This is a genomic window from Pelagerythrobacter sp. (assembly GCF_041912895.1).
Lineage (GTDB): Bacteria > Pseudomonadota > Alphaproteobacteria > Sphingomonadales > Sphingomonadaceae > Pelagerythrobacter.
This window is the reverse complement of record NZ_JAYSGI010000001.1, coordinates 941,354-965,468: the sequence shown is the minus strand read 5'-3', so window position 1 is coordinate 965,468 and position 24,115 is coordinate 941,354. Positions and strand designations below refer to the sequence as shown.

Here is a 24,115-nt window from a genome sequence, read left to right as displayed (position 1 = left end):
TATCGCGAAAAATCCTCCGCGTCTCAGCGTCTCCGCGTGAACTAAGCAGCAGTGTCGTCGTCAACGCAGGCTTGCGTCAAATCAGCCTTCGCTACCGCCTTCCGGCTCCGCCATCAGCACGTTCATCACCGCGGTCGCCACCGGGCGCGCGCGGTCGTCTTGCCACGCCTCGACCTCGATGTTGGCGTTGCGCCGGCCCAATCGGAGCACGCGGCCGCGCGCGAAGGTCGGCTTGCTCTTGGCGGCGCTGAGGAACTGCACGGTGACGTTGATCGGCTTGAGCCTCTGCTGCCGCCCGGCGCGTGCGAGTTCGGCGCGCAGCGCGGCATAGCCCGCGTTTTCGAGCAGCCCGCTCGTCGCGCCGCCGTGGAACACCGTTGGCCGCCCTTCGACGATCGTACCGAAGGGGATCGCGAGTACGGGCGAGCCGTCCTCGAGCGAATCGACGGTGATCCCGAGGGAGCGGGCATAGGCGGGCAGCTCGCGCTCCAGCTCGGCGATGGTCGCCCGATCGGTCATCGCGGCCTCCACGGAATCGACATGAACACGCCGGCGACATGCGCCACCGGATCGTCGGGCGCGCCATCGTGCGCGATGCCCCGCACGAACGCCGCCGAGCGCGTCACGCGGTAGCATTCGGCGCGGCCGCTGACCGCCGCGCCCTCGCGCGCGGGGCGCATGTAATCGACCCTGAGATCGAGCGTGGCGACCGCCTTGAACTCGCCGGTCGCGGTCCAGATCGCCATGCCCGAGGCCATGTCCATCAGGCTGACGATCGGCCCGGTGGCGAGAATGCCGCTGCCGGTCTCGCCCACGAGATCCTCGCGCCAGGGCAATGTCAGCTCGACCCAGTCGTCGCCGTGCGCGCCGTAGCGCAGCCCCAGCCAGCCCGGGTGGCCGTGGCGCAGCATCGTCCCGGACGCCGTCGCGGGGTCGAAAGGGGGCAGGTCGCTTGCCATCGCGCGGGCTCTAGTCGCCCGGCGAGGCATTGCAATGTTCTAATTTCCCGCCGCGCACGCGCCGCGTCATTCCCCCGTCGCGGGCCGCATCGAGTCCGCGTCACCAGGGAATGCGCAGATGAACCTTCCGAAGATCGACCTCTCCTCGCTGCCCGCGCTCGACAGCGCCGTGGGCATGTTCGGCAGCCTGTCGAACGCCGCGACCGCTGCCACCGACGACCGTGCGGTGATCATCATGATCTATCTCTACGAGACGATGCCGAGCGGCCTGGCGGGAATCGGCTGAACGGGCCGAGGCCGGTGCGTATCGACGCCGCGATAGAGGCGTTGCGTGGCGATCCGACCGCGCAGCGCCGGGCCCGGAGGGTGCTGGAAGAGGCTGCGGGCGACTGGCGCGCGGCGGACGGCGTGGCGCCGGTTCTCGCCGACTTCGATCGTTTCGGCGCGGGCACACCGCTGGGCGATTGCCGGGCGCTCGACGCGGTGCTGACCGATCTCGAAGCGGCGCGAGGTTTCGCAGACGGTTGGGTTGCGGCCATGCTCCGGGCGCTCGCCCGCGCGCCGCTCGGTCATGTGCCCTTGCGTCACCAAATGGCGGACGGCCATGCGGTCCTCCAACTCGCGCAGGCCGGGCGCGCGACATTGTCGCTGGTGCAGTATTCTCCCACGCGCGAGCCGCCGCCGCGCTCGGTCTGCTTCGCCGATGGCGAGCGGCGTGAAATCTGCCTCTCGGGCAGCGCCGAAGCGACGGTGGTTTCGATCGTCCACGAGCCCAAAGATAAAGTAGAATTGAAGTTTATGGATATGCCGTCACGGCAGGCTCGACCTTCGCCTGCCATGGACGCGGCACGACCAAGATCGTGACCCGCGTGGATCGGACGACGACCCTCTTGCGCCTCTCGCGCCCGGCCGGAGCACCGTTGCCGAGCCTCGAATATCGCCTGTCCGACGGCGCGCTGCTGCACCGCGCGGCGGGCGATTGCCACGAGAGCCGCAGCGAACTGATGCTTGCGCTGCTCGGCCGGATGGAGCGGCGCGACGCGGTGCCCGCGATGGCTGCCCTGGCCCGCGAGGGGAGCGACAGCCTGCGCTGGCAGGCTTTGCGCGAGTGCCTCGCGCTCGACAGCGCCGCGGGCTTTGGCGAACTCGCCCGGATCGCACGCGACTGCGCCGATCCGCTCCACGCCCCGGCGCGCTCGCTCCACGCGGACCTTTGCGCCCGCCATCCGCAACTCGCGCAGCAGGAGGCCGCCCCGTGCCCCGCGTGATCGCGATCGACGATCCGGTGCTCTGCGATCTCGAAGAGGCGATCGCAGGCATCGATGCGGCGGGTTTCGATCCGCGCGAGGAAGACAGCCTCGCCCATGCCGCGCAGTGGCTCGCCCGGCTCGGCGGCAATCGCGCGTTTCTCGGCGACCTGCTGATCGCGCAATTGACCGGACAACCGCACCACGGCGCGATCGAGAGCGGCTACGGCCCGCAGGCAATCGTCCTTTCGGGTATGCGCGAAGGCTACTTCCTGCGCGCCAACCTCTGGCCCGCCGAAAGCGACCACGCCTTCCGCACCAGCGGCGCGCGCAGCTTCGTCTATGGCGTGCCGCACGATCACAACTTCGATTTCCTGACGGTCGGCTATTTCGGGCCGGGCTATCGGAGCGACTATTACGAGTACGATTACGAGGCCGTCGCGGGCAGGCGTGGCGAGCCGGCGGGGCTGCGCTTCGTCGAACGCAGCGCGCTGTCGCCGGGCAAGCTGCTGCACTACCGCGCGCACCGCGACGTTCACCGTCAGCTGCCGCCCGAAAGCCTGTCGGTGTCGCTCAACGTGGTTGCGGCCGATCCGGCTTCGGGCTGGTTCGACCAGTACGGCTTCGATGTCGAAGCGGACCGGGTGACCGGTGTGCTCAACCCGACTTCGAGCGAGGTCTTCCTGCGCCTCGCCGTGGGGTTGGGCGGAGCCGAAGCGCTCGATCTCGCCGAACGCTTCGGGCGCCGTCACCCGAGCGACCGAATCCGACTCGCCTGCTTCGAGGCAAGGGCGGCAGGCGTGGAGACGGAGGAAGCCGATGCGATCTGGCGCGAGGCCGAGCGTTCGGGGAGCAGGCTCGTGGCGCAAGAGGCGCGCCTGCGCCGCCGGATGCTCGCGGCCTAGAAACTGCCGCCCGTCAACGCGTCGATCGCGCCTTGCAGGATCACCGCGGCGGCATGGCTGTCGATCCGCTCGGCACGCTTGCGGCGGCTCATGTCCTGCCCGATCATGTCGCGCTCGGCGCTCGCGGTGGACCAGCGCTCGTCCCACAGCAGCACTGGCAGGCCGAGCCCTTCGGCGAGATTGCGGGCGTAGGCGCGGCTCGATTGCGCGCGCGGGCCTTCGCTGCCGTCCATGTTGCGCGGCAGGCCGATCACCACGCCGCGCACCGAGCGCCCGCTGGCCAGCGCCTTCAATGCTTCGAGATCGCGGCCGAACTTGCCGCGTGGCAGAGTCTTGCCCGCGGTGGCGAAGTGCCAGCCCGCGTCGCACAGTGCGGTGCCGATCGTCTTGGTGCCGAGATCGAGCGCCAGCAGCGCGCCGCCATCGGGCAGGGCGGCGGCGAAATCGGCGCTGCGCTCGGTGATCGGGCCGGTCAGGGCCTTGCCGTCCACGCCTCGACCCTGCGGCCCACGTCCTGCTTCACGTTCTGCCAGAACAGCGGAATGTCATAGACGTGATAGTTGTTGCCCGGCAGCACCGCGCTGCCGACTTCGGGCGGATCGCCGATCAGCAGCAGGCCGCGCGAATCGCATCGCGCGGGCACCGATCCGGGGATCAGCTCGCCGGTCGAATAGTCGGCCTCGGGGATCAGCGTGCCGAGATTGGCGTCGGCGAGCGCCTCGCCGCCGATCCCGCCAGTCAGCGGATTGGTGCACAGGATCGGGCTCTCACCGCGCGGCTGCCCGTCGAACCCCGGCGAGCCGCCGTAGGCATCGAGCAGGCGGCCCGGATCGGCCGGCTCGGCGAAAGTCGACCAGCTCATGATGCAGCCCGCCTGCGAAGGCGTGGCGCACGCGGGGAAGCCGAGCGCGGGAAGATCGTGCGCGACCGAGATCGGCCAGCCGACCGCGTAGATCGCCGCGATGCGGCCCTTGAGTGGGCTGTCCGCCAGCTCCTCGCGCAGCAGGCGAAGCAGGTGCAGCGAGCCCTGGCTGTGCCCGACGAGCACGATCGGCGTCTCGCTGTCGACGCTCGCGACGAAGAAATCGAACGCTTGCTTCACGTCCTCGTAGGCGGCGTCGATCGCGCGCTGCGCCTCGGGCGAATCGGTGAGGAACGCGCCGAACGTCGCCTGCCGGTAGCGCGGCGCCCAGATCTCGCTCGCCTGGTTGAACGGGCTCGCCATGCCGCGCACGTAGAGCCGCGCGATCTGCTGCGATTGCGCATCGTCGAGCGGCGCGTTCCAGTTCGCGCGGTCGAGATAGCTGGTCGGATGGATGAAGAAGACCGCGAACGCCGGCACGGTCGACTGGCCCTCGGCCGGAAGCTGGCGCCCTTCGCCCTGTATCGCCGGCTGCCAGCGCGCCGCGTCGTCGAGCCCAATTCCCGGGCGCGAGAGCCACATCGCCGGATCCTGATAAGCATTCGTCTCGAGCGGCTTCTGCTCGACGAATTCGCTGCTGGGAACGTAGGCGACCTCGGCCAGATCGTCCCAGTAGAAGCGCAGCACGAACAGCGCCGCGATCGCGAGCACGATCAGGATCGCGACGAAATAGAGAAATTTGCGCGCCATCAGGCCTCCGCTTCGATGTGGTCGGACGAGCCCGATTCGCGATCCAGCCGTTCCGCCCGCCGCTCCAGCGCGACCTTGATCATCGCCAGCAGCGGATCGGCCAGCGCCAGTCCGAGGATTCCGAACACCACGCCGAACACGAGCTGTGCCCCGAGCACCAGCGCGGGCGCGAGATCGACCGTCTTCTTCGCGATCATTGGGATCAGGATGTAGCCGTCGAAATTCTGGACCAGCAGATAGACCCCGATGGTGTAGAGTCCCATGTCGGTGCCGCCGGAAAAGCCGACCAGCACCATCAGCATGCCCGAGATCACCGCGCCGATATTGGGGATGAAGGCGAGCAGCCCGGTCAGCAGGCCGAGCAGCGCGGCCATCGGCACCGGCCCGATCCCGAACAGCTGCCCGCCATAGGCCAGCAGCGCCCAGGTGAAGACGCCTTCGGCGACCATGCCGAACAGCCGGCCCGCCAGCAGGCGGCGCAGGGTGAAGGCCATATGTTCCACGGTGTCGTAGAACGCGCCGCGGTGATGGCGCGGCACGACCCAGGCGATGCCGCGTTCGTAGAGGTTGGGATCGATCGCGATGTAGATGCCGATGATCAGGATCAGCGCGATCGTCGCGAATCCGCCCACGATCCCGCCGATCGCGCGCGTCACCGTGCCGACTCCGCTGACGAGGCTGCCGACCACGCTCTGCACGTCCGCCTGGCTGATCGCGAAGCCCTGTTCGCGCAGCAGGGCGAGCAGCCGGCCGAGCTGTTCGCCCACGATCGCGGGGAACTGCGCGGCCTGTTGCGAGATCTGCGATCCGGCGAACTGGCCCAGCCAGGCGAGGAAAGCGACCATCGCCACGATCACGATCGCGACGCGCCAGCCGCGGGCGATCTTGAAGACCCGACCGAGCAGGCGCGCACCGCCGTCGATCATCGAGGCGAAGACCATCGCGCCGAAGATCACCAGCAGCGATTGCGAGATGTAGATGGCGAACACCAGCAGCCCGACGACGAGCACCCAGATCAGCGCGCGCGCCGCCTCCAGCCGCAGCTCGGGGTTGGTGATGTAGGCCGGGCTCCTGCCCATCGGGGCATCGGCCGGACTTCCGGCCTCGTCCGCCTTGCGCGACTCAGTTTCGCTCACTCTGGGTGCCCCTGTCGGCGATTGCGGGACGCAATGTGGTCCAGGCGCGGTCGCCGCGCAAGGAGGTGAACCAGCTCACCGGATTCAGGCTGGTGGTACCGTCGAGCGAGAAGGTGATGAATTCCGCGCGCCCGCCGATGTTTTCCAGCGGAACCGGCCCGCCGAGACCGCGTGGGCTGTAATCCCGGCCGTCCGCCGAATGGTCGCGGTTGTCGCCCATCACCATGACGTGGCTTTCGGGGATGACGATCGGGCTGAAATCGTCGAGCGACTGCGTCCGGTGGTCGATGACCAGATAGGTCGCGCCGTTGGGCAGGGTCTCGCGCAGCGTCGGCGGCTCGCACATGGTGCGTCCGTCGGGCAGTGCCACGGTATAGTCGAGCGGCAGCCCGGTGCGCGGATCGTTGCCGAAATCGCACTGCATGTTGGCGTCGACCGGAATGCGCAGCGGCGGCTCGACTTCCTGCGGCACCGGCGTCCCGTCGATCACGATCTGGCCGTTCCTGACCTCGAACGTATCGCCGGGCAGACCGACAACGCGCTTGATGTAGTCCTCGTCGCGCTGCGGATGGACGGGGATCACGATGTCGCCGTATTCGGGCGTCGCGGGCCAGATGCGCCATTCGCCGCGCGGCATCAGGTGGAACGAGATCGAGGCCCAGCTCCAGCCATAGGGATACTTGCTCACCACCAGCCGGTCGCCGACCAGCAGGTTGGGCAGCATCGATTCGCTGGGGATGTAGAACGGCTTGGCCACGAAGCTGTGGAAGCCGAGCACGGCGAGCAGCATCAGCGCCAGCCCGCGCAGCTCCGAACCCCAGTTGATCTTCTCTTTCTTGGCGTCGGTCTTGTCGGTCACGGTCTTGTCAGTCGCGGGGGAAAGGACACTGCTCATAACGGGCGGGCTTCGATGATGACGAAGGCCTGCGCCCATGGATGGTCGTCGGTGAGGGTCAGGTGAACGAGCGCCTCATGGCCCTCCGGCGTCATTTCCGCAAGCCGCTTGGCCGCGCCGCCGGTCAGCGCCAGCGTCGGGGCGCCGGAGGGGGCGTTCACCACGCCGATATCCTTGTGGAACACGCCGCGGCTGAACCCGGTGCCGACCGCCTTGGCGAACGCCTCTTTCGCCGCCCAGCGTTTGGCGAAAGTGCCGACGCGCGTGAACGGACGCTTCGCCGCCTTCGCGCGCTCGACGTCGGTGAAGCAGCGCAGTTCGAATCGCTCGCCCCAGCGCTCGAGCGAGGCGGCGATGCGCTCCATGTTGGTGAGGTCTGAGCCGAGGCCGATTATCATAAATCCTCCCCGGCACGGGGAGGAGGACCATGCGCAGCATGGTGGAGGGGCACAGGCGTCCGATCAAGAGGAGCGAAGTCGTGAGCCGCCGCACCTGCCCCTCCACCCCCGACTTCGTCGGCGGTCCCCCTCCCCGTGCCGGGGAGGATTTGGGGCGCGCCGACGGTCACCGCGCGTCGTCCATCAACTCGCGCATCGTGCGAACCGCGTGCTCCAGCCCCACGAACACCGCTTCGCCCACCAGATAGTGCCCGATGTTCAACTCGGCGAGCTGTGGGATGGCCGCGATCGGCTGGACGTTCTCGTAGGTCAGCCCGTGCCCGGCGTGCGGCTCGATCCCGTTCTTGGCGGCGAGCGCGGCCATGTCGGCGATGCGTTTCAGTTCGCGCGCGCGATCCTCGCCCGTGGCATGGGCGTATTCGCCGGTATGGAATTCCACCACCGGCGCGCCGAGGCGCAGCGCGGCGTCGAGCTGGCGTTCGCTCGCCTCGATGAACAGGCTCACCCGGATGCCGGCATCGGCGAGGCGCGAGACGACCGGCGCGAGCTGATTGTGCAGCCCGGCGGCATCGAGCCCACCCTCGGTCGTACGCTCCTCGCGCTTCTCGGGCACGATGCAGGCGGCGTGCGGTTTGTGGCGCAGCGCGATCGCCAGCATTTCCTCGGTCGCCGCCATCTCGAGATTGAGCGGCAGATCGGTGGCGGCCTGGATGCGCGCGAGATCCTCGTCGCGGATATGGCGCCGGTCCTCGCGCAAGTGCGCGGTGATGCCGTCGCCGCCGACCGCCGCGACGATCTCCGCCGCGCGCACCGGATCGGGATGGTCACCCCCGCGCGCGTTGCGGATGGTGGCGACGTGATCGATGTTGACCCCGAGGCGCAGGCGAGGAAGCATCGCTACTTGCGGCTCCCCGGCTTGGTCACCGGCACCGCGGCGAGTGCCGCGGGCACCTCGCTTTCCGCATAAGTCGGAAAAGTGATGTCGACGAGCGCGTGATAGGGGACATCGAAGGTCACGCCGTCCGCGCGCCGGTCGATCAGCGACACGAGGCCGATCACTTCGCCGCCCGCGGCCTCGACCGCCTTCATCGCTTCCTTCGAGGAAAGGCCGGTCGTCACCACGTCTTCCACCACCAGCGCCTTCTGCCCCGGCTCCAGCCGGAAGCCGCGGCGCAGTTCGAACGTGCCTTCGGGGCGTTCGAGGAAAATCGCCTCCTTGCCCAGCGCGCGGCCCATCTCGTGCCCGATGATGATGCCGCCCATCGCGGGCGAGACGACGATGTCCACCGCCGCGCGCAGTTCGCGTGGCATCTTCGCCGCCAGCGCGGCGGCGAGGCGGCTGGCGCGCATCGGCTCCATCAATACGCGCGCGCACTGCAGGTAATGTCCGCTGTGGCGGCCGGAGGAGAGCAAGAAGTGTCCCTCCAGCAGCGCCTCGCTGGCGCGGAATTCGTGCAGGACTTCTTCTTCTGTCATCGCTTCGGACGGTCCATATTCGGGTGGTTTCGCGGCGTGGATGGCCGGTTTCGGATTTTTCTCCTAGAAGCGCTTGAGACGGGGGGCAAGCGCGCGTATAGGCCCGCCCAGACCTGTCCCCCGACGGGGGTTTCGCGGCTGCGCACGTGGCCTTCAGCGACAAGAACGGCAACAAGAACGGAAAGCGTCGGACAGATGAATTTCGGTGACTGGCCCGATCGGGCTACGCGGATCGTAACCACTCTCGGGGCGGCTCTCGTGCTCGCCCTCGTTCCGCAGAGCGCGCTGGCGCAGGACGCGGCGCCTGCCGCACCCACCGCGGAAGCGACTGTGCCGGGAACAGCTGCGCCCGCGGACGCCGCTCCGGCCGATGCCGCCCCGGACGACGCCGCTGCCGCCGAAACCGGCGATGCCGCAGCGGCGGCGGGCAGTTACGAGCCGCTCGGTCCCGAATGGATCAAGGGCCAGCCGCATGCGGGCGCCTGGAACGTGCAGGACCAGTATTCGCCGATCGGGCAGACCGCCACCGGCCTGCACACCGGCCTGATCTGGATCATGGCGATCATCTGCGTGTTCGTGCTCGGCCTGCTGGTCTGGGTCGTCGTGCGCTACCGCCGCGGCGCCAACCCGACTCCGTCGAAGACGACGCACAACACTTTCATCGAGGTGGTCTGGACGCTCGTCCCGGTCCTCATCCTCGTCGGCATCGCGATCCCCTCGATCTCGCTGCTGTCCGACCAGTACGAATCTCCGCCCGAGGACGCCGTGACGATCAAGGTCACCGGCTATCAGTGGTACTGGGGCTATTCCTATCCCGACAACGGCGGGTTCGAGGTGATCTCGAACATGATGCCGGAGGAAGAGGCGAAGGCCAAGGGCTTCCCCTCTCACCTCGAGGTCGACAACCGCATGGTCGTGCCGGTCAATACGCCGCTGCGCATCCAGACCACCGCCGCCGACGTGATCCACGCCTTCGCGGTGCCTTCGCTGTGGTTCAAGATCGACGCCGTTCCGGGCCGTCTTAACGAGCGCCTGCTGACGATCACCGAGCCCGGCATCTATTACGGTCAGTGCTCCGAACTGTGCGGGGCGCGCCACGGCTACATGCCGATCGCGGTCGAGGCGCTCCCGCGCGACCAGTGGGAAGCCTGGGTCCGCACGCAGCCCGGCGGCACCGTCGGCGAAGCCGAGCCCGCCGCGGCCGATCCGACGGCCGACGCCGCCTCGACGTCCGAGGCTGGCGAGGAGGCCGAAACCGACGCAGCCGCCGATGCGGATACGTCCGCCCCTGCCGATGCCGAGGCCGCGCAAGCGACCCCCGCCGCCAACTGATTTCCGTCGAAGAGAAACGCGACCATGGCCACTACCACCGCAGACTTCCAGGCGCACGCCGAAGAGGCGCATCACGATGCCGATCACAAGCCCGGCTTCTTCGCTCGTTGGTTCATGTCGACCAACCACAAGGACATCGGCACGCTGTACCTGATCTTCGCGATCTGCGCGGGCATCATCGGCGGCGCGATCTCGGGCATCATGCGTTGGGAGCTGGCCGAGCCGGGCATCCAGGTGCTCAACCAGTCGATCTTCCTCGCCGGCGTGGGTTCGGAAAACTTCGACGCGGCGCTGCACCACTGGAACGTGCTCATCACCGCGCACGGCCTGATCATGGTGTTCTTCATGGTCATGCCCGCGATGATCGGCGGCTTCGGCAACTGGTTCGTGCCGCTGATGATCGGCGCGCCCGACATGGCTTTCCCGCGGATGAACAACATCTCGTTCTGGCTGACCGTCGCGGGCTTCTGCTCGCTGATGTTCTCGATGTTCGTGCCGGGCGGTATCGGTGACGGCGCGGGTACGGGCTGGACGGTCTATGCGCCGCTGTCGACCTCGGGTTCGGTCGGCCCGGCGGTCGACTTCGCGATCTTCTCGCTCCACCTCGCAGGCGCGGGCTCGATCCTGGGTGCGACGAACTTCATCACCACGATCTTCAACATGCGCGCACCGGGCATGACGCTGCACAAGATGCCGCTGTTCGTGTGGTCGGTCCTGGTCACCGCGTTCCTGCTGCTGCTGGCGCTGCCGGTGCTCGCCGCCGCGATCACCATGCTGCTGACCGACCGGAACTTCGGCACCACGTTCTTCGATCCGGCGGGCGGCGGCGATCCGGTGCTCTACCAGCACCTGTTCTGGTTCTTCGGCCACCCGGAAGTCTACATCATGATCCTGCCGGGCTTCGGCATGATCAGCCAGATCATCGCGACCTTCAGCCGCAAGCCGGTGTTCGGCTACCTCGGCATGGCCTACGCCATGGTCGCGATCGGCGTGGTCGGCTTCGTCGTCTGGGCGCACCACATGTACACCGTGGGCATGGACGTGAACACGAAGATGTACTTCACCGCCGCGACGATGGTGATCGCCGTGCCGACCGGCGTGAAGATCTTCAGCTGGATCGCCACGATGTGGGGCGGCAGCCTGGAGTTCAAGTCGCCCATGGTCTGGGCGCTGGGCTTCATCTTCCTGTTCACTGTGGGCGGCGTGACCGGCGTCTACCTCGCCAACGGCGGGATCGACGACGTGGTGCACGATACCTACTTCGTAGTCGCGCACTTCCACTACGTGCTGTCGATGGGCGCGGTGTTCTCGCTGTTCGCTGGCTTCTACTACTGGTTCCCGAAGATGAGCGGCCGGATGCACTCCGAATTCCTCGCTCACGTCCACTTCTGGGGCTTCTTCATCGGCGTGAACGTGATCTTCTTCCCGCAACACTTCCTCGGCTGGCAGGGCATGCCGCGCCGCTACCCGGATTTCGCGGAAGCGTTCGGCTACTGGAACCACATCTCGTCGATGGGCTACCTCATCATGGCCGCCTCGATGATCGTGTTCTTCGTCAACCTCGCCTACGCCTTCATGGCCGGCAAGCGCGCGGCGCCGAACTACTGGGGCGAAGGCGCGACGACGCTGGAATGGACGCTGTCGAGCCCGCCGCCGTATCACCAGTTCGAGACTCTGCCGGTGATCGAGGAGCATCACGACTATCACGATCATCGCCCGGCCACGGCCTGATCCACGCCGGCCCGATCGACGATTGGCCTCCGCCCGGAACGTATCCTCCGGGACCGAACACGAAGGGGGCGCATCGGCAACGGTGCGCCCTCTTTCTTGAACAACCTGGGAATGCAATGACCGCTGCCACCCGAACCCAACCGGCCGATTGGCGCGATTTCTTCGCGCTGACGAAGCCGCGGGTGATGAGCCTGGTGATCTTCACCGGGCTGTGCGGCCTGCTCGCCGCGCCAGGTGCGATTCATCCGGTCATCGGCTTCACCGCGGTGCTGTGCATCGCGCTCGGCGCGGGCGGGGCGGCCTCGCTCAACCAGTGGTGGGAAGCCGACCTCGATGCCGGGATGAAGCGCACCGCCGCGCGCCCGATTCCGGCCGGCCGCATGGCCCGCACCGACGCGCGCGATTTCGGCATCGCGCTGTCGGTCGGCTCGGTGCTGTTGATGGGCATTGCGGTCAACTGGCTGGCGGCCGCGATCCTCGCGGTCTCGATCGTCTATTATGCGGTGGTCTACACCGTCTGGCTCAAGCCGCGCACGCCGCAGAATATCGTGATCGGCGGCGGAGCAGGTGCGTTCCCGCCGATGATCGGCTGGGTTGCGGTGACCGGCGACGTGACCGCGATGCCGGTGCTGCTGTTCGCGATCATCTTCTTCTGGACCCCGCCGCATTTCTGGGCGCTCGCGCTGTTCGTGCAGTCTGACTACGCGAAGGTCGGCATTCCGATGATGCCGGTGGTGAAGGGGGAGAAGTCCACCCGCCGCCAGATCCTGCTCTATTCGCTGCTACTGCTGCCGCTGGCCCTCGCGCCGTGGTTGATCGGCGGCACCGGGCTGATCTATGGCGGAGCTGCGGCAGCGTTGACCGCGCTGTTCGTCGCCCTGTCGCTGCCGGTGGCCTTGCGCACCGCGGGGCCGGACGACCGGATGCGGCCCGAGAAGCGGCTGTTCGGCTACAGCGTGTTCTATCTGTTCGCGCTGTTCGCCGCCCTCGTCGCCGATCGCGCGGCGCAAGTGCAAGGATGGTTCGCATGACGCCCGAAGAACAGCAGGAACTCCAGAAGCGGCAGAAGGGGCGCAACATAGCGCTCGGCCTCCTGCTCGCGTTCTTCGTGGTGCTGTTCTACGCCATCACGATCGTCAGGATGGGGGATTGAGCGGATGACCACCGCGACGCTCGAGAGCAAGAACCTGCGCGTGGCCATGTTCGGCTTCCTCGCCGCGCTCGGCATGCTCGGCCTCGGCTATGCCGCGGTGCCGTTGTACCAGTTGTTCTGCCAGGTCACCGGCTTCGGCGGAACGACCCAGCGCGCGACCGATTCCGACGCCGACCTCGCCGCCCGCATGGCGCAGAGCGCCGGGGCGAAGACGATCTCGATCCGCTTCGATGCCAGCACGGGCCGCGACATTCCGTGGACGTTCGAGCCGGAGCAGGTGACCGACACGGTGCAGATCGGCGAGCGCGAGATGGCCTTCTTCACCGCGCGCAACAATTCGGACCAGCCGATCACCGGCAACGCCACCTTCAACGTCGAGCCCGAACAGACGGGTGAGTACTTCAACAAGATTCAGTGCTTCTGCTTCACCGAGCAGACGCTCCAGCCCGGGCAGGAAGTGCGCATGCCGGTACTGTTCTACGTCGATCCCGCGATCATGGACGATCCCAACGCGAGGGATGTCGAACAGATCACGTTGAGCTACACCTTCCACCGCAAGATCGAACCCTAAGCCACTGGACCAATTCCGCGCCGCCGATTAAGGGCCGCGCAAGCGATTAGACAGGACCCGCGACCCATGGCCGGAACCAAGAACCACGACTATCACATCCTTCCGCCCGACATCTGGCCGCTGATCGGCTCGATTTCGGCGCTGACCTTCACCAGCGGCATGGTGCTCTACATGCACGAGATGGCGAGCTGGCACTTCGTGCTCGGCCTCGGCGTCGCCGGGCTGATCGCTACGTTCTTCAGCTGGTTCAGCAACATCGTGAAGGAAGCGCAGGCCGGCGATCACACGCCGGTGGTGCAGCTGCACATGCGCTACGGGATGATCCTGTTCATCGCCTCGGAAGTGATGTTCTTCGTCGGCTGGTTCTGGAGCTGGTTCGACTTCGCGCTGTTCCCCAGCCAGATCGCCGAAGTGATCGGCGGGCAGTTCCCCCCGGTGGCGATCGAGGCGGTGATGAACCCGTTCGACCTGCCGCTGCTCAACACCCTGATCCTGCTGTGTTCGGGCACCACCGTCACCTGGGCGCACCATTCGCTGATCCACGGCGACCGCGACGGGCTGAAGAAGGGTCTGTGGCTGACGATCCTGCTCGGCATCCTGTTCAGCGCGATTCAGGCCTACGAATATTCGCACGCGCCGTTCGATTTCGGCGGCAACACCTACAGCTCGGCGTTCTACATGGCGACCGGCTTCCACGGCTTCCACGTGCTGGTCGGCACGATCTTCCTGATCGTGTGCCTCGTGCGGACCTACAAGGGCCACTTCACGCCGCGCCAGCACTTCGGGTTCGAAGCGGCGGCGTGGTACTGGCACTTCGTCGACGTGGTGTGGCTGTTCCTGTTCGTGACGGTCTACGTCTGGGGCAGCTGGGGCGCGCCGATCCACTGATGCCGGTCCACTGATGCCTCATGGCGAACCAGACACCGAAAGGGGGCAGCCGAGCGTTCGCGAGGCTGCCCTTTTCGGTTTGTGCCCGCGCTGCGGCGGCAAGACGCTGTTCGCGCGCGGCATCCAGTTCGCCGAGCGCTGCCGTAGCTGCGGGCTCGATTATGCCAAGTTCAACGTCGGCGACGGGCCGGCGGCGTTTCTCACCCTGCTGATCGGCGCCTTCGTCACCGGGCTCGCCATCTGGCTGGAGCTGACGGTGCGCCCGCCGATGTGGGTGCACGCGCTGATCTGGGTGCCGGTCACCGCCGCAGCCGTGGTGTTCGGCCTGCGGATCGCCAAGGCCGCGCTGCTCGCGTCGGAGTACCGCAACGGGGCGAAGGAAGCGGGCGGGCGCGAGCCGTGATCCGCAAGGTTCCGATCATCCCCACGATAATCGTCCTCGCCGCGGTGGGCACGATGATCGCGCTCGGCTTCTGGCAGCTCGACCGGCGGGCGCAGAAGGAAGCGCTGCTCGCGCGCTATGCCGAGGCGCAGGCGACCTCGGCCGCCGTCGCCTGGCCGGGCAACGAGGCAGCGGCGGAGCGTGCGCTGTTCCACCACGCCCGGCTCGATTGCGAACGTGTTCTGTCGGTCACGCCGCGCGCGGGCACGAGCGTGGACGGCCGCAAGGGCTGGGCCAATATCGCGCGCTGCGCCATCGGCGGCGGAGCGGAGGCGGACGTCGCCATTGGCTGGTCCGTCGAGCCGGAGCCGGCCGCGTGGCAGGGCGGCCCGGTCGAAGGGATCGTCGCCCCGGGGCCGCGCCTCGTAGTGGGTCAACCGCCGGCGGGCCTCGCGCAGCTCGCCGCGCCCGATCCCGCGGATATACCCAACAACCATCTCGCTTACGCCGGGCAATGGTTCTTCTTCGCGCTGACTGCGCTGGTGATCTACGTGCTGGCCTTGCGGAGAAAGAGGCGCCCCTGACGCCGGGACTATTTGTACATCCCCTCGCGCAGATTGATTCCGTATTCGAGCCAGGCCTTGAGCGCGGCGAGCATCTGGCTCCAGCCCTGGCAATTGCCATAGCTCGATTGCAATGCGCCGGGTGTCTCGCGCCAGCCTTCCTCGGCGATCTCGACCAGCGTGGGTCCATCGTCCAGCGCCTTGAACGTCATCGTCACTGTGGTGCGGTAATCGGCTTCGGCCATCTCGCCGCCTTCGACGTTGGGCGATTCGCCTTCGGTCGCCTGCCACTCGAGCACGATGCGCTCGTCGGGCACGACTTCGTTGACGTAAACGGGGAACGCGCCGGGGTAATCATGAAAGTCCCACGTCACCGTCGCGCCCGTTTCCAGTCGCCCCTGCGCGCCGCCGGTGGTGAAATAGCATGACAGCTTCGCGGGATCGGCGACCGCCTCGAACACCTCGTGCACCGGCCTGGCGATGCGCGCCGCGACCCTGAATTTCAGTTCCACCGCCATTCTCCCGTTGAGTCGCACTCAAATATGTTATAAAAACATAACATGTCAATCGACACCGATCTCGATGCCGTGTTCAAGGCGCTGGCGAACCCGGTGCGCCGCGCGATCTGCGACGCGCTGAAGCTGCGTCCGCTCACCACCAAGCACCTGTGCGCCGCCTTCGTCGAGCTCGACCGGACCACGGTGATGATGCACTTGCGCGTGCTGGAGGAGGCGGGGCTGGTGGTGCCCGTGCGCAAGGGACGCGAGCGGTTCAATCATCTCGACGCGATGCCGATCCAGGCGATCCACGAACGCTGGATCGGTCCGCACGCGGCGGCGGCGGCAGCGGGCCTGCATCGGCTCAAGACCGGACTGGAAGCTGCCGAGAAGGAAACCCTTGCCGCGGATTAGGCCGGGTTGCTTGCCCGCCGCGCGGCGCACCGCTAACCGCTGCCTTCGATGGAATACGTCTCCACACGCGGCAGCGCGCCTGCGCTTGATTTCGAAGGGGTAACCCTGGCCGGCCTTGCGAGCGACGGCGGGCTGTACCTGCCGCGCGAATGGCCGCAGTTCACCGAAGCCGAGATCGCCGCGCTGGCTGGGCTGCCCTACGCCGAACTCGCCGCGCGGGTGATGCAGCCGTTCGTCGGCGACAGCCTCGCGCCCGAGCGGCTGCGTGAGTTGTGCGGGGAAGCCTACGCGCGCTTTTCTCACAAGGCGGTCACCCCGCTCGTCCAACTCGACGAGCGCCAGTGGCTGCTCGAGCTGTTCCATGGTCCCACGCTCGCGTTCAAGGACGTGGCGCTGCAACTGCTCGGCCTGCTGTTCGAGGAATTCCTCGGCCGCCGCGGCGCAAGCCTGACCATTGTCGGCGCGACCAGCGGCGACACCGGCTCGGCCGCCATCGACGCGGTCGCCGGGCGCGAGGGCGTGGAGATCTTCATGCTCCACCCCAAAGGCCGGGTCAGCGACGTGCAGCGCCGCCAGATGACCACCGTGCTCGCGCCCAACGTCCACAACATCGCGATCGACGGTAGCTTCGACGATGCGCAGGCGATGGTGAAGCGCATGTTCGCCGACCCGGCGCTGACCGGCAGGCTCAGCCTCGGCGCGGTCAACTCGATCAACTGGGCCCGGCTGATGGCGCAGGTGGTGTATTATTTCGCTGCCGCGCTGCAACTCGGCGCGCCCGCACGCAAGGTTGCCTTCAGCGTGCCGACCGGCAATTTCGGCGACGTCTTCGCAGGCTACGTGGCCGCGCAGATGGGCCTGCCGATCGAGCGGCTGGTGGTCGCGACCAACGTCAACGACATCCTCCACCGCGCGCTGCGCGACGGGGACTATTCGGCCGGCACCGTTACCCCCACCGCCGCGCCTTCGATGGATATCCAGGTCAGTTCGAACTTCGAGCGGTTGCTGTTCGATGCCGGCGGGTGTGACGGCGCGGCGCTGGCCGAACAGATGCGGGGGTTCGAGCGCAGCCGTGCGATGCGCCTCACCAATGCGCAGCGCGAAGGGGCGGGCGGCCTGTTCGTCAGCGCGCGCGCCGATCAGGACGATACCGCGCAGGCGATGCGCTGGGCGTGGGAGAAATGCTGCCAGACGATCGACCCGCACACCGCGATCGGCATCCACGCCACGCGCTTGCAGGATCTTCCGCCCGAAATCCCGGTCGTGACGCTCGCCACCGCGCATCCGGCCAAGTTCGGCGATGCGGTGGAGCGCGCCACCGGCTCGCGCCCGCCGCTCCCGTCTCGCGTCGGCGACCTGTTCGCGCGCGAGGAGCGGATGGTGGAGCTGCCGGGCGATTACGAGGCTGTCACCGCCCATATTGCAAGCCACGCGACGCCGCGCTGATGGCGGAACTGGCCGAAACGCCGCTGGTGATGGCGGGCGAGGGCTGGGCGGACTACGGCCTCGTGGACAGCGGCCATGGCCGCAAGCTCGAGCGCTACGGCGACTACCGTTTCATCCGCCCCGAACCTCAGGCGATGTGGGCTCCGCGCGTCGCCGAATGGCAGGCGCATGGCGAATTCGTACCCGGGTCCGACGAGGACGGCGGCGGCCGCTGGCAGTTTGCCCAAGACGTGCCGCCCGATGGCTGGCCGCTCGGTTGGGACAACGTGCGCTTCACCGCGCAATGCACACCGTTCCGCCACCTCGGCTTCTTCCCCGACATGGCCCCGGTGTGGCGCTGGATGGGCGAGCAACTCGGGGAGCGCACCGAGGCGACGTTGCTCAATCTGTTCGGCTACACCGGCGTCGGCAGCCTCGCGCTCAGCCGCTTCGGGCAGGTCGCGCACGTAGATGCCTCGAAGAAATCGGTCGCGCAGGCGCGCGAGAACGCCGCGCTTTCGGGCATGGAAGATCGCCCGATCCGCTGGCTGGTGGACGATGCGGCCAAGTTCGCCGCACGCGAGGTCCGGCGCGAGCGGCGCTACGACGGGATCATCCTCGATCCGCCCAAGTTCGGGCGCGGGCCGGGCGGAGAGGTCTGGCGGCTGGAGGAAGGGCTGCCCGGCCTCGTCGGCGATTGCCGCCAGTTGCTCGATGACGAGAGCCGCTTCCTGTTCCTCACCGTCTATGCCGTGCGCATGAGCAGCCTCGCGCTCGGCGGTCTGCTGGCCGAGCGGTTCGCCGATCTGCCCGGCACGATCGAGCATGGCGATCTCGCGGTGCGTGAGGACGGGCAGGGCGGACGCCTGCTCCCCACCGCGATCTTCGCGCGCTGGTCGAATCCGGGCTAAGCGGCGCACATGGCCGATTCGCTGATCCTCGAAGTCGCCGATCTCGAACACGATGTCCTCACCGGCATCTATTCTGAGGAAACCGGCAAGCCGCAGCCGTTGCGGATCGCGATCCGGGCGCGTCTCAAGTGCGCCGAACGCTACACGCCCGACACCCCGCTCGAGGCGAGCAAAAACTACATGGACCTGAAGTTCGCCGCGACCGAGGCGCTGCCGCCCGGCGTCCACTTCAAGCTGATCGAGGCGGTTGCCGACCATATCTGCGAGACGCTGTTCCTGCAGGATGATCGGGTGGAGGCGGTGACGGTCAAGATCGTCAAGCTCGCCATCGCCGAGGCGAACGAGAAGATCGGCGTGACGCTCACCCGCGAGCGCCGCGAATGAAAGTGATCGCGATCGACGATCTGCCCGCCGATCCGCTCGCCGCCGCGAGCGTGTTCGACCAGCACTGGTTGCCCTACGCCGAGGAAGCGCTGGACGCCGGAGACGACGTCACGCTCGCCTTCGCGCCCGCCGATCACACGCACCGCATGTGGCGACTCGCGATGGTTGCCGGGCTCGCGCGCAAGTACGCCCCCCGGCGCATCAATGGCGTTGCGGGCGAGGGCGAGGCGATCGATGCGGCGGCGGGTTATCTCGCCGCAGCCCCGGGGGTGACGGGGCAATACCTGTCGCTCGATAGCCAAGCGGCGGGAAATCCGGCACAATAGCGCGATGGATGCCCATGCACCCCTGATCGACGCTCATTGCCGCCGGATCGACTACCTGCGGCTATCGGTGACCGACCGCTGCGATTTGCGCTGCACCTATTGCATGCCCGAGCGGATGACGTTCCTGCCGCGCAAGGATTTGCTCGACCTCGACGAACTCCATCGGCTGGCGAACGGATTCATCGCGCGCGGGGTGCGGCGCATCCGGCTGACCGGCGGCGAACCGCTAGTGCGGCGCGACGTGCTCGATCTCGTGCGCGGGCTCGGCCGCCGGTTGGGGGATGGGCTCGACGAACTGACGCTCACCACCAACGGCCTCCAGCTTGCCACCCATGCCGACGCGCTGGCCGCGGCGGGCGTGCGGCGGATCAACGTCTCGCTCGATACGCTGGACCGCGAGACCTTCGCCCGGCTGGCGCGGCGCGACCGGCTGGACGACGTGCTCGAAGGCATTTCCGCCGCGCAGGCGGCCGGGATCGCGATCAAGATCAACACCGTCGCGCTGCGCGGGATCAACGAGCATGAGCTGCCCGCGCTGATCGCATGGGCGCACGAGCAGGGCCACGCGATCACGCTGATCGAGCTGATGCCGCTGGGCGATGTCGAGGAAGATCGCTTCGACCGCTATCTTCCGCTCGCGCAAGTCCGCGCCGCGCTCGAACGCCGTTGGCAACTGACGCCTTCGAACCACCGCACCGGCGGCCCCGCGCGCTATTTCGATAGTACCGAAACCGGCGGCCGGATCGGCTTCATCACGCCGCTCAGCGACAACTTCTGCGAGGGTTGCAACCGTTTGCGGGTCACCGCGACGGGCCAGCTCTACCCGTGCCTCGGCGGTGCCGAACGGGTCGACCTGCGCGCGGCGCTGCGGTCCGACGATCCCGAGACGGCGCTGGATACCGCGCTCGACACCGCGATGCGGATCAAGCCCGCGCGCCATGCCTTCGCCTTCGATGCGCCCGGCGCGACGCCCGCGCAGCCGCGCCACATGTCGGTCACCGGCGGGTGAAGCTGGTCTTTCTCGGCAAGCTCGCCGATCTTGCGGGGGAGGGCGAGCACGCGCTCGCCGTGTCCGGCCCGCTCGACTGGGCGAGGCTTTGCGCCCGGCTCGATCCCGCTATGCGCGAGGCGATCGGAGCGGACGATGTGCGGGTCGCCGTCGATGGCGTGCTGCTGCCCGACAAGCGCGACTTGCAGGCGGGTGAGGGCAGCGAAGTGGCCTTCCTGCCGCCCGTCAGCGGGGGCTAGCGCGATGCGCGATATCCGCCTGCTCGACCGGCCCTTCGCGCCCGGCGCGCTGATCGGCCCGTTCACGCAGGCCAATCCCGGCCTCGGCGGCGTCTGCACCTTCGTCGGCGAGGTGCGCGGCGGGGGCGGGGTGGAGGCGCTCGAATTGCAGCACTACGCCCCGCTCACGCTGCCCGGCATGGAAGCGCTGGCCGACGAGGCGATCGCTCGATTCGGTCTGATGGGCCTGCTGATGGCGCACCGCGTCGGTGTGCTCCGCCCCGGCGAGCCGATCGTGTGCGTTTCCGCCGCCGCGCGCCATCGCCGGCCTGCGTTCGAGGCAGTCGATCTCTGCATGGATCATCTGAAATCCGCTGCCTGGTTCTGGAAACGCGAGCAGCGCGCCGATGGCTGGCATTGGATCGAACCGCGCGACGAAGATCGGCGTGATCTCGCCCGCTGGCGCTAGGTCAGAGCGCCCCGCGCAGTTCGGCGAGCACCGCGTCTTCTTCCGCGACCATCCCGGTGATCTCAGCGCGCGCGGCCGCGATCGGCTCTCGCGTGGCGAACGCCAAGGTCGCGTCGGCGAACAGCAGGTCGAGATCGCCCAGCGCCACAGCGGCCCGGCTGCGGTGCGAATCGAGGTCGGCCAGCGCCACTTGCGCCTCGGCATAGCGATCGCTCTCCACGCCTGCGCCTCGCGCCGCGGTGACGGCGCGCCGCGCGCCCGGTGCGGCCTCCATGAAGGCGCGGTGCGCATCGCTCGCCGCCGTCTCGAGCTGGGCGAGCCGTTCGAGCAGGTCCGCGCTCGGCGGCGCAGGCGCTGGCGGCGCTTCGGACGGTGCGGCGGCTTCGAAACTGCCCTCGACCCGTTCGGCGTCGCGGATCGCGAGCGACGGGTAATCGCCCCCGCCCCCACCGGCGCAGGCGACGAGTGGGGCGGCGAGCAGCAGCGGTGCGATACGGAGCAAGGCGTGCGTCATTCGCCAAGGCTCATAGCACGCGCCGCGCACCGCGCCAGATGCGGCGCGCAAAGGCCAATCCGCCGTTGACTTGGTGCCCCGGTTCCCTTAACGGCACCCATCTTTCCGGGGCCCGCCAGCGGCGGCGCATCGGACGCGCCCCTTCCCCGAGGTCCGTTCCATGAGGCGGGGGCATAAACAACGAGATTGGAAGTAACCACCATGTTCGCAGTAGTGCGCACGGGCGGCAAGCAATACCGGGTTGCCGCCGGAGACAAGATCGCGGTCGAAAAGCTCGCTGGCGAAGCCGGCGACACGGTGACGCTGGGCGACGTCCTGCTCGCCGGCGAGGGCGACAAGATGGCCGACGCCGGCAAGGTTTCGGTTTCGGCCGAGATCATCGCGCAGGCGAAGGGCGAGAAGGTCGTCGTCTTCAAGAAGCGCCGCCGCCACAACTATCGCCGCAAAAACGGCCACCGCCAGCAGCTGACCCTGCTGCGCATCACCGCGGTGGGCGATTCGAAGGCCGCGCCGAAGAAGGAAGCGGCCAAGCCGGCTCCGAAGCAGGACGAGGCCAAGGCCGCTCCGGCGAAGGAAGAGGCGAAGGCCGCTCCCAAGAAGGCCCCGGCCAAGAAGGCGGACGCCGACAAGCCGGTCGCCAAGAAGGCCGCGCCGAAGAAGGAAGGCGCCACCGAGGCCGCCCCCGCGAAGAAGGCTCCGGCGAAGAAGGCCGCAGCCAAGAAAACCGACGCCAAGAAGTAAGGACCACGAACGATGGCACATAAGAAAGCAGGCGGTTCGTCGCGCAACGGTCGCGATTCGGCCGGCCGTCGCCTCGGCGTGAAGAAGTTCGGCAGCCAGGGCGTGCTCGCGGGCAACATTATCGTGCGCCAGCGCGGGACCAAGTTCTATCCGGGCACCAACGTCGGGATGGGCAAGGATCACACGTTGTTCGCGCTCAGCGAAGGCGTCGTGCGATTCCACAAGGGCAAGCTCGGCCGCAAATACGTGTCGGTCGACATGTTCGCGGAAGCCGCCGAATAACCGGACGATCCGATAACGGGGTCGTCCACACGGGACGGTCCCAGCCGGGGTAACGACCGGCAGACGAAGAGGGAGATGGGGCCATCCTGTGAATCAGGGGGCCCGTCTCCCTCTTGTCGTTTCTCCCTCTCCGATCGGCGAAATATTCTTTCGCCGCCATGCAAGTGTCACGCATCGCCTCTAGTGCGGCGGCGGGCGGGGCGAAGAGGAGAGAACCGCCGTGTTCCATCGCAGCGAAAGACTGTTGCTGAGACCCCCGTGGCCCGAAGACTGGAAGCACGTTTTCGGCGGGATTGCCGACGAGGGGGTGGTCCGCAATCTCGCCAGCGCGCCCTGGCCCTACACCGCCGAACACGCGCACGACTTCGTGGCGCTGCCGGTAAGCCCGCGTTTTCCGCGCTTCCTGATCGCGCGCGCGTATGACGCGGCGGTGATCGGCGGCATCGGGATCGACCTGCATGAGAACGAGGTCGAACTGGGATACTGGATCGCCCGGCGCCATTGGGGGCGCGGCTACGCGACCGAGGCAGGCCGCGCGGCGCTCGACGTGGCGCGCATGCTCGGCCATCGCCGGATCGCCGCCGGGCACTTCCTCGACAACCCGGCCTCGGGGCGCGTGCTGCGTAAGCTCGGCTTCGTGCCCACCGGCGCGGTGCGCGCGCGGCATAGCTGCGGGCGGGGCGAAACGGCCCTGGCGGCCGAATATGCGCTCGATCTGGAAGGCGAGGCGGAGCCGGACATGCGCGCGGCGTGACATAGTACGAGCCGGGGCTCGTTCCGGTTATTCCGCCGGAAGCAGCGCGTCCTCGAATTCGCTCTCATAGAGCCCGATCAATTCGCGGTCGTCGTGATCCCACGGGTGGAAGCCCGGCTTGAAGTACGAGAGCCACGCCGGCACGATCCGCCGCACCACGCCGGGGGTCACGGTGAGGTACTTGAACAGGCCCCAGCGCGCCTTCCAGCCGGTGATCCCATCCTGCGCGAGGAGGTTCAGCGAATCCTCCCAGCGGTGGGTGAAGAAGCGCCCGGTGACGATCAGCATCATCAGGCTGCGCACCTTCCAGCGCCGCCACGGCGTCCAGTCGCGGGTGGCGTGGTTCCAGGTGTCGTAGGCGACGCCCTTGTGCTCGATTTCCTCGACCGCGTGCCAGCGCCACATGTCGCGGACCTCGGGATCGGCCTTGGCGAAATGCTTCGGGTTGGCGAGGAATTCGTGCGCCATCATCGCGGTGTAGTGCTCAAGCGCCATCGTCGCGGCGAGGTTGAGGATCTCGGGCCGCCCCTTGGTCAGCTCGAGCATCTCGCGAACGCGCTCGTCAATCGCCTTGATGTCGTAGCCGGCGTTCTCGGCCAGCTTGTTGAACGCGATGTGCTCGCGGGTGTGGTTGATTTCCTGGCGCACGAAGGCGCGGATTTCGGCCTCGAGCCGCGGATCGGCACCTTCGCGGTGCGCTTTCACCGCTTCGATGAAGAACGCCTCGCCGCGCGGGAAGGTCGCCGACAGCGCGTTGTGCCAGGCGGTGCCGAACGCATCGCCCGCCCACCAGCGACTGGGCGCAGAGCCGCGGTTGAAGCGCTCGTCGCGTACGGTGATCGTGAGATCGCCCGGCGTGGGCACCGCAGCGGCGCGGTCGAAGGCGATGGTCTGGGCGTTCATGATTCGCTCTGCATGTTACT

At 67.8% G+C, this 24,115-nt stretch carries 35 protein-coding genes; 23 read left to right on the top strand and 12 right to left on the bottom strand.

All coding sequences use genetic code 11. The annotated features are described in order from the left end of the window. Positions 1–81: 81 nt before the first annotated feature. Together ACE3QC_RS04860 and ACE3QC_RS04855 are read right to left on the bottom strand one after the other, a co-directional pair. Entirely contained in the window at positions 82–519 is a 438-nt protein-coding gene (locus ACE3QC_RS04860) for a PaaI family thioesterase (protein ID WP_374405977.1), read from the bottom strand. Next, on the bottom strand, positions 516–959 hold the full coding sequence (locus ACE3QC_RS04855; protein WP_374405976.1) for a PaaI family thioesterase: 444 nt from the start codon (positions 957–959) through the stop codon (positions 516–518). Before ACE3QC_RS04855 ends, ACE3QC_RS04860 begins: the two co-directional genes overlap by 4 nt. Positions 960–1,077: 118 nt before the next feature. Here ACE3QC_RS04855 and ACE3QC_RS04850 point away from each other — a divergent pair, with 118 nt between their 5' ends. Genes ACE3QC_RS04850 through ACE3QC_RS04835 form a run of 4 tightly spaced genes read left to right on the top strand, consistent with a single transcriptional unit; the run spans position 1,078 to position 3,111 of the window. Continuing rightward, the gene (locus ACE3QC_RS04850; RefSeq protein WP_374405975.1) at positions 1,078–1,245 is read left to right on the top strand and encodes a hypothetical protein; all 168 of its coding nucleotides are present in this window, start codon (positions 1,078–1,080) and stop codon (positions 1,243–1,245) included. A gap of 14 nt (positions 1,246–1,259) precedes the next feature. Then, positions 1,260–1,823 carry a hypothetical protein gene (locus ACE3QC_RS04845; protein ID WP_374405974.1) on the top strand — a complete coding sequence of 188 codons (564 nt, stop codon included), beginning with the start codon at positions 1,260–1,262 and terminating at the stop codon, positions 1,821–1,823. Positions 1,824–1,879: 56 nt separating this feature from the next. After that, positions 1,880–2,227, top strand: a complete 348-nt coding sequence (locus ACE3QC_RS04840; protein WP_374405973.1) for a hypothetical protein — start codon at positions 1,880–1,882, stop codon at positions 2,225–2,227. After that, positions 2,215–3,111 (top strand): transposase, encoded by an 897-nt coding sequence (locus ACE3QC_RS04835; RefSeq protein ID WP_374405972.1) that lies wholly within the window; start codon positions 2,215–2,217, stop codon positions 3,109–3,111. Before ACE3QC_RS04840 ends, ACE3QC_RS04835 begins: the two co-directional genes overlap by 13 nt. On the opposite strand, the gene ruvX is transcribed toward ACE3QC_RS04835, so the two are convergent. From ruvX to pyrE, 7 genes are all read right to left on the bottom strand, one after another. Continuing rightward, positions 3,108–3,602, bottom strand: coding sequence for a Holliday junction resolvase RuvX (ruvX, locus tag ACE3QC_RS04830; RefSeq protein WP_374405971.1), 495 nt, complete (start codon positions 3,600–3,602; stop codon positions 3,108–3,110). The genes ACE3QC_RS04835 and ruvX overlap by 4 nt on opposite strands. Beyond that, on the bottom strand, positions 3,584–4,723 hold the full coding sequence (locus ACE3QC_RS04825) for a DUF3089 domain-containing protein (protein ID WP_374405970.1): 1,140 nt from the start codon (positions 4,721–4,723) through the stop codon (positions 3,584–3,586). Before ACE3QC_RS04825 ends, ruvX begins: the two co-directional genes overlap by 19 nt. Continuing rightward, on the bottom strand, positions 4,723–5,859 hold the full coding sequence (locus ACE3QC_RS04820) for an AI-2E family transporter (protein WP_374405969.1): 1,137 nt from the start codon (positions 5,857–5,859) through the stop codon (positions 4,723–4,725). The genes ACE3QC_RS04825 and ACE3QC_RS04820 overlap by 1 nt, the downstream gene beginning before the upstream one ends. Further along, on the bottom strand, positions 5,846–6,754 hold the full coding sequence (lepB, locus tag ACE3QC_RS04815; protein WP_374405968.1) for a signal peptidase I: 909 nt from the start codon (positions 6,752–6,754) through the stop codon (positions 5,846–5,848). The genes ACE3QC_RS04820 and lepB overlap by 14 nt, the downstream gene beginning before the upstream one ends. Beyond that, positions 6,751–7,152 carry a holo-ACP synthase gene (gene acpS, locus ACE3QC_RS04810; protein WP_374405967.1) on the bottom strand — a complete coding sequence of 134 codons (402 nt, stop codon included), beginning with the start codon at positions 7,150–7,152 and terminating at the stop codon, positions 6,751–6,753. Before acpS ends, lepB begins: the two co-directional genes overlap by 4 nt. 166 nt (positions 7,153–7,318) lie before the next feature. Beyond that, positions 7,319–8,047 (bottom strand): pyridoxine 5'-phosphate synthase, encoded by a 729-nt coding sequence (locus ACE3QC_RS04805; protein WP_374405966.1) that lies wholly within the window; start codon positions 8,045–8,047, stop codon positions 7,319–7,321. Positions 8,048–8,049: 2 nt separating this feature from the next. Continuing rightward, complete coding sequence (pyrE, locus tag ACE3QC_RS04800) at positions 8,050–8,628, bottom strand: orotate phosphoribosyltransferase (RefSeq protein ID WP_374405965.1); 579 nt, start codon at positions 8,626–8,628, stop codon at positions 8,050–8,052. A 195-nt stretch (positions 8,629–8,823) separates the two neighbouring features. On the opposite strand from pyrE, the gene coxB reads away from it, so the two are divergent. The 8 genes from coxB to ACE3QC_RS04760 all read left to right on the top strand — a co-directional run bounded on the left by coxB (position 8,824) and on the right by ACE3QC_RS04760 (position 15,269). Continuing rightward, entirely contained in the window at positions 8,824–9,960 is a 1,137-nt protein-coding gene (coxB, locus tag ACE3QC_RS04795; RefSeq protein ID WP_374405964.1) for a cytochrome c oxidase subunit II, read from the top strand. A 24-nt stretch (positions 9,961–9,984) separates the two neighbouring features. Next, positions 9,985–11,691 (top strand): cytochrome c oxidase subunit I, encoded by a 1,707-nt coding sequence (gene ctaD, locus ACE3QC_RS04790; RefSeq protein WP_374405963.1) that lies wholly within the window; start codon positions 9,985–9,987, stop codon positions 11,689–11,691. 116 nt (positions 11,692–11,807) lie between these two features. Next, complete coding sequence (locus ACE3QC_RS04785) at positions 11,808–12,722, top strand: heme o synthase (RefSeq protein WP_374405962.1); 915 nt, start codon at positions 11,808–11,810, stop codon at positions 12,720–12,722. Beyond that, positions 12,719–12,844 carry a hypothetical protein gene (locus ACE3QC_RS04780; RefSeq protein WP_374405961.1) on the top strand — a complete coding sequence of 42 codons (126 nt, stop codon included), beginning with the start codon at positions 12,719–12,721 and terminating at the stop codon, positions 12,842–12,844. The genes ACE3QC_RS04785 and ACE3QC_RS04780 overlap by 4 nt, the downstream gene beginning before the upstream one ends. Positions 12,845–12,848: 4 nt before the next feature. Continuing rightward, positions 12,849–13,415: a cytochrome c oxidase assembly protein gene (locus ACE3QC_RS04775; protein WP_374405960.1), complete on the top strand. Its 567-nt coding sequence runs from the start codon at positions 12,849–12,851 to the stop codon at positions 13,413–13,415. 66 nt (positions 13,416–13,481) lie between these two features. Further along, a complete protein-coding gene (locus tag ACE3QC_RS04770) occupies positions 13,482–14,303 on the top strand; it encodes a cytochrome c oxidase subunit 3 (protein WP_374405959.1) in 822 nt (273 codons plus the stop codon). A 13-nt stretch (positions 14,304–14,316) separates the two neighbouring features. Then, positions 14,317–14,706 (top strand): DUF983 domain-containing protein, encoded by a 390-nt coding sequence (locus tag ACE3QC_RS04765; RefSeq protein WP_374405958.1) that lies wholly within the window; start codon positions 14,317–14,319, stop codon positions 14,704–14,706. After that, positions 14,703–15,269: an SURF1 family cytochrome oxidase biogenesis protein gene (locus ACE3QC_RS04760; protein WP_374405957.1), complete on the top strand. Its 567-nt coding sequence runs from the start codon at positions 14,703–14,705 to the stop codon at positions 15,267–15,269. Before ACE3QC_RS04765 ends, ACE3QC_RS04760 begins: the two co-directional genes overlap by 4 nt. 8 nt (positions 15,270–15,277) lie before the next feature. Here the strand turns inward: ACE3QC_RS04760 and ACE3QC_RS04755 are convergent, their stop codons facing one another. Then, positions 15,278–15,766, bottom strand: coding sequence for an SRPBCC family protein (locus ACE3QC_RS04755; RefSeq protein WP_374405956.1), 489 nt, complete (start codon positions 15,764–15,766; stop codon positions 15,278–15,280). 42 nt (positions 15,767–15,808) lie between these two features. Here ACE3QC_RS04755 and ACE3QC_RS04750 point away from each other — a divergent pair, with 42 nt between their 5' ends. Genes ACE3QC_RS04750 through ACE3QC_RS04715 form a run of 8 tightly spaced genes read left to right on the top strand, consistent with a single transcriptional unit; the run spans position 15,809 to position 20,901 of the window. Further along, a complete protein-coding gene (locus tag ACE3QC_RS04750; RefSeq protein ID WP_374405955.1) occupies positions 15,809–16,159 on the top strand; it encodes an ArsR/SmtB family transcription factor in 351 nt (116 codons plus the stop codon). A gap of 48 nt (positions 16,160–16,207) precedes the next feature. Continuing rightward, on the top strand, positions 16,208–17,605 hold the full coding sequence (gene thrC, locus ACE3QC_RS04745; protein WP_374405954.1) for a threonine synthase: 1,398 nt from the start codon (positions 16,208–16,210) through the stop codon (positions 17,603–17,605). Then, entirely contained in the window at positions 17,605–18,495 is an 891-nt protein-coding gene (locus ACE3QC_RS04740) for a class I SAM-dependent methyltransferase (RefSeq protein WP_374405953.1), read from the top strand. The genes thrC and ACE3QC_RS04740 overlap by 1 nt, the downstream gene beginning before the upstream one ends. Before the next feature lie 9 nt (positions 18,496–18,504). Beyond that, positions 18,505–18,879 carry a dihydroneopterin aldolase gene (locus ACE3QC_RS04735; RefSeq protein WP_374405952.1) on the top strand — a complete coding sequence of 125 codons (375 nt, stop codon included), beginning with the start codon at positions 18,505–18,507 and terminating at the stop codon, positions 18,877–18,879. Then, the gene (locus ACE3QC_RS04730) at positions 18,876–19,205 is read left to right on the top strand and encodes a Rossmann fold domain-containing protein (protein ID WP_374405951.1); all 330 of its coding nucleotides are present in this window, start codon (positions 18,876–18,878) and stop codon (positions 19,203–19,205) included. The genes ACE3QC_RS04735 and ACE3QC_RS04730 overlap by 4 nt, the downstream gene beginning before the upstream one ends. A 4-nt stretch (positions 19,206–19,209) precedes the next feature. Next, positions 19,210–20,214, top strand: coding sequence for a GTP 3',8-cyclase MoaA (gene moaA, locus ACE3QC_RS04725; RefSeq protein ID WP_374405950.1), 1,005 nt, complete (start codon positions 19,210–19,212; stop codon positions 20,212–20,214). Beyond that, entirely contained in the window at positions 20,211–20,453 is a 243-nt protein-coding gene (locus ACE3QC_RS04720) for a MoaD/ThiS family protein (RefSeq protein ID WP_374405949.1), read from the top strand. The genes moaA and ACE3QC_RS04720 overlap by 4 nt, the downstream gene beginning before the upstream one ends. 4 nt (positions 20,454–20,457) lie before the next feature. Further along, positions 20,458–20,901, top strand: a complete 444-nt coding sequence (locus ACE3QC_RS04715) for a molybdenum cofactor biosynthesis protein MoaE (protein ID WP_374405948.1) — start codon at positions 20,458–20,460, stop codon at positions 20,899–20,901. Between the two features lies 1 nt (position 20,902). On the opposite strand, the gene ACE3QC_RS04710 is transcribed toward ACE3QC_RS04715, so the two are convergent. Continuing rightward, positions 20,903–21,403 (bottom strand): hypothetical protein, encoded by a 501-nt coding sequence (locus ACE3QC_RS04710; RefSeq protein WP_374405947.1) that lies wholly within the window; start codon positions 21,401–21,403, stop codon positions 20,903–20,905. 213 nt (positions 21,404–21,616) lie between these two features. Here ACE3QC_RS04710 and rplU point away from each other — a divergent pair, with 213 nt between their 5' ends. The 3 genes from rplU (at position 21,617) to ACE3QC_RS04695 (ending at position 23,192) form a co-directional block, all read left to right on the top strand. Then, positions 21,617–22,156, top strand: a complete 540-nt coding sequence (gene rplU, locus ACE3QC_RS04705; RefSeq protein ID WP_374405946.1) for a 50S ribosomal protein L21 — start codon at positions 21,617–21,619, stop codon at positions 22,154–22,156. Positions 22,157–22,168: 12 nt separating this feature from the next. Further along, entirely contained in the window at positions 22,169–22,438 is a 270-nt protein-coding gene (gene rpmA, locus ACE3QC_RS04700) for a 50S ribosomal protein L27 (protein ID WP_374405945.1), read from the top strand. A 220-nt stretch (positions 22,439–22,658) separates the two neighbouring features. Beyond that, positions 22,659–23,192: a GNAT family N-acetyltransferase gene (locus tag ACE3QC_RS04695; RefSeq protein ID WP_374405944.1), complete on the top strand. Its 534-nt coding sequence runs from the start codon at positions 22,659–22,661 to the stop codon at positions 23,190–23,192. Positions 23,193–23,219: 27 nt separating this feature from the next. Here the strand turns inward: ACE3QC_RS04695 and ACE3QC_RS04690 are convergent, their stop codons facing one another. After that, positions 23,220–24,095, bottom strand: coding sequence for a metal-dependent hydrolase (locus ACE3QC_RS04690; RefSeq protein ID WP_374405943.1), 876 nt, complete (start codon positions 24,093–24,095; stop codon positions 23,220–23,222). Between the last annotated feature and the right edge of the window lie 20 nt (positions 24,096–24,115).

Coding starts and splice junctions, on each gene's coding strand:
- ACE3QC_RS04860 (WP_374405977.1), bottom strand. CDS start 519: ATGACCGATCGGGCGACCATCGCCGAGCTGGAGCGCGAGCTGCCCGCC.
- ACE3QC_RS04855 (WP_374405976.1), bottom strand. CDS start 959: ATGGCAAGCGACCTGCCCCCTTTCGACCCCGCGACGGCGTCCGGGACG.
- ACE3QC_RS04850 (WP_374405975.1), top strand. CDS start 1,078: ATGAACCTTCCGAAGATCGACCTCTCCTCGCTGCCCGCGCTCGACAGC.
- ACE3QC_RS04825 (WP_374405970.1), bottom strand. CDS start 4,723: ATGGCGCGCAAATTTCTCTATTTCGTCGCGATCCTGATCGTGCTCGCG.
- lepB (WP_374405968.1), bottom strand. CDS start 6,754: ATGAGCAGTGTCCTTTCCCCCGCGACTGACAAGACCGTGACCGACAAG.
- acpS (WP_374405967.1), bottom strand. CDS start 7,152: ATGATAATCGGCCTCGGCTCAGACCTCACCAACATGGAGCGCATCGCC.
- ACE3QC_RS04805 (WP_374405966.1), bottom strand. CDS start 8,047: ATGCTTCCTCGCCTGCGCCTCGGGGTCAACATCGATCACGTCGCCACC.
- pyrE (WP_374405965.1), bottom strand. CDS start 8,628: ATGACAGAAGAAGAAGTCCTGCACGAATTCCGCGCCAGCGAGGCGCTG.
- coxB (WP_374405964.1), top strand. CDS start 8,824: ATGAATTTCGGTGACTGGCCCGATCGGGCTACGCGGATCGTAACCACT.
- ctaD (WP_374405963.1), top strand. CDS start 9,985: ATGGCCACTACCACCGCAGACTTCCAGGCGCACGCCGAAGAGGCGCAT.
- ACE3QC_RS04785 (WP_374405962.1), top strand. CDS start 11,808: ATGACCGCTGCCACCCGAACCCAACCGGCCGATTGGCGCGATTTCTTC.
- ACE3QC_RS04780 (WP_374405961.1), top strand. CDS start 12,719: ATGACGCCCGAAGAACAGCAGGAACTCCAGAAGCGGCAGAAGGGGCGC.
- ACE3QC_RS04775 (WP_374405960.1), top strand. CDS start 12,849: ATGACCACCGCGACGCTCGAGAGCAAGAACCTGCGCGTGGCCATGTTC.
- ACE3QC_RS04770 (WP_374405959.1), top strand. CDS start 13,482: ATGGCCGGAACCAAGAACCACGACTATCACATCCTTCCGCCCGACATC.
- ACE3QC_RS04765 (WP_374405958.1), top strand. CDS start 14,317: ATGCCTCATGGCGAACCAGACACCGAAAGGGGGCAGCCGAGCGTTCGC.
- ACE3QC_RS04755 (WP_374405956.1), bottom strand. CDS start 15,766: ATGGCGGTGGAACTGAAATTCAGGGTCGCGGCGCGCATCGCCAGGCCG.
- ACE3QC_RS04750 (WP_374405955.1), top strand. CDS start 15,809: ATGTCAATCGACACCGATCTCGATGCCGTGTTCAAGGCGCTGGCGAAC.
- thrC (WP_374405954.1), top strand. CDS start 16,208: ATGGAATACGTCTCCACACGCGGCAGCGCGCCTGCGCTTGATTTCGAA.
- ACE3QC_RS04740 (WP_374405953.1), top strand. CDS start 17,605: ATGGCGGAACTGGCCGAAACGCCGCTGGTGATGGCGGGCGAGGGCTGG.
- ACE3QC_RS04735 (WP_374405952.1), top strand. CDS start 18,505: ATGGCCGATTCGCTGATCCTCGAAGTCGCCGATCTCGAACACGATGTC.
- ACE3QC_RS04730 (WP_374405951.1), top strand. CDS start 18,876: ATGAAAGTGATCGCGATCGACGATCTGCCCGCCGATCCGCTCGCCGCC.
- moaA (WP_374405950.1), top strand. CDS start 19,210: ATGGATGCCCATGCACCCCTGATCGACGCTCATTGCCGCCGGATCGAC.
- ACE3QC_RS04715 (WP_374405948.1), top strand. CDS start 20,458: ATGCGCGATATCCGCCTGCTCGACCGGCCCTTCGCGCCCGGCGCGCTG.
- rplU (WP_374405946.1), top strand. CDS start 21,617: ATGTTCGCAGTAGTGCGCACGGGCGGCAAGCAATACCGGGTTGCCGCC.
- rpmA (WP_374405945.1), top strand. CDS start 22,169: ATGGCACATAAGAAAGCAGGCGGTTCGTCGCGCAACGGTCGCGATTCG.
- ACE3QC_RS04690 (WP_374405943.1), bottom strand. CDS start 24,095: ATGAACGCCCAGACCATCGCCTTCGACCGCGCCGCTGCGGTGCCCACG.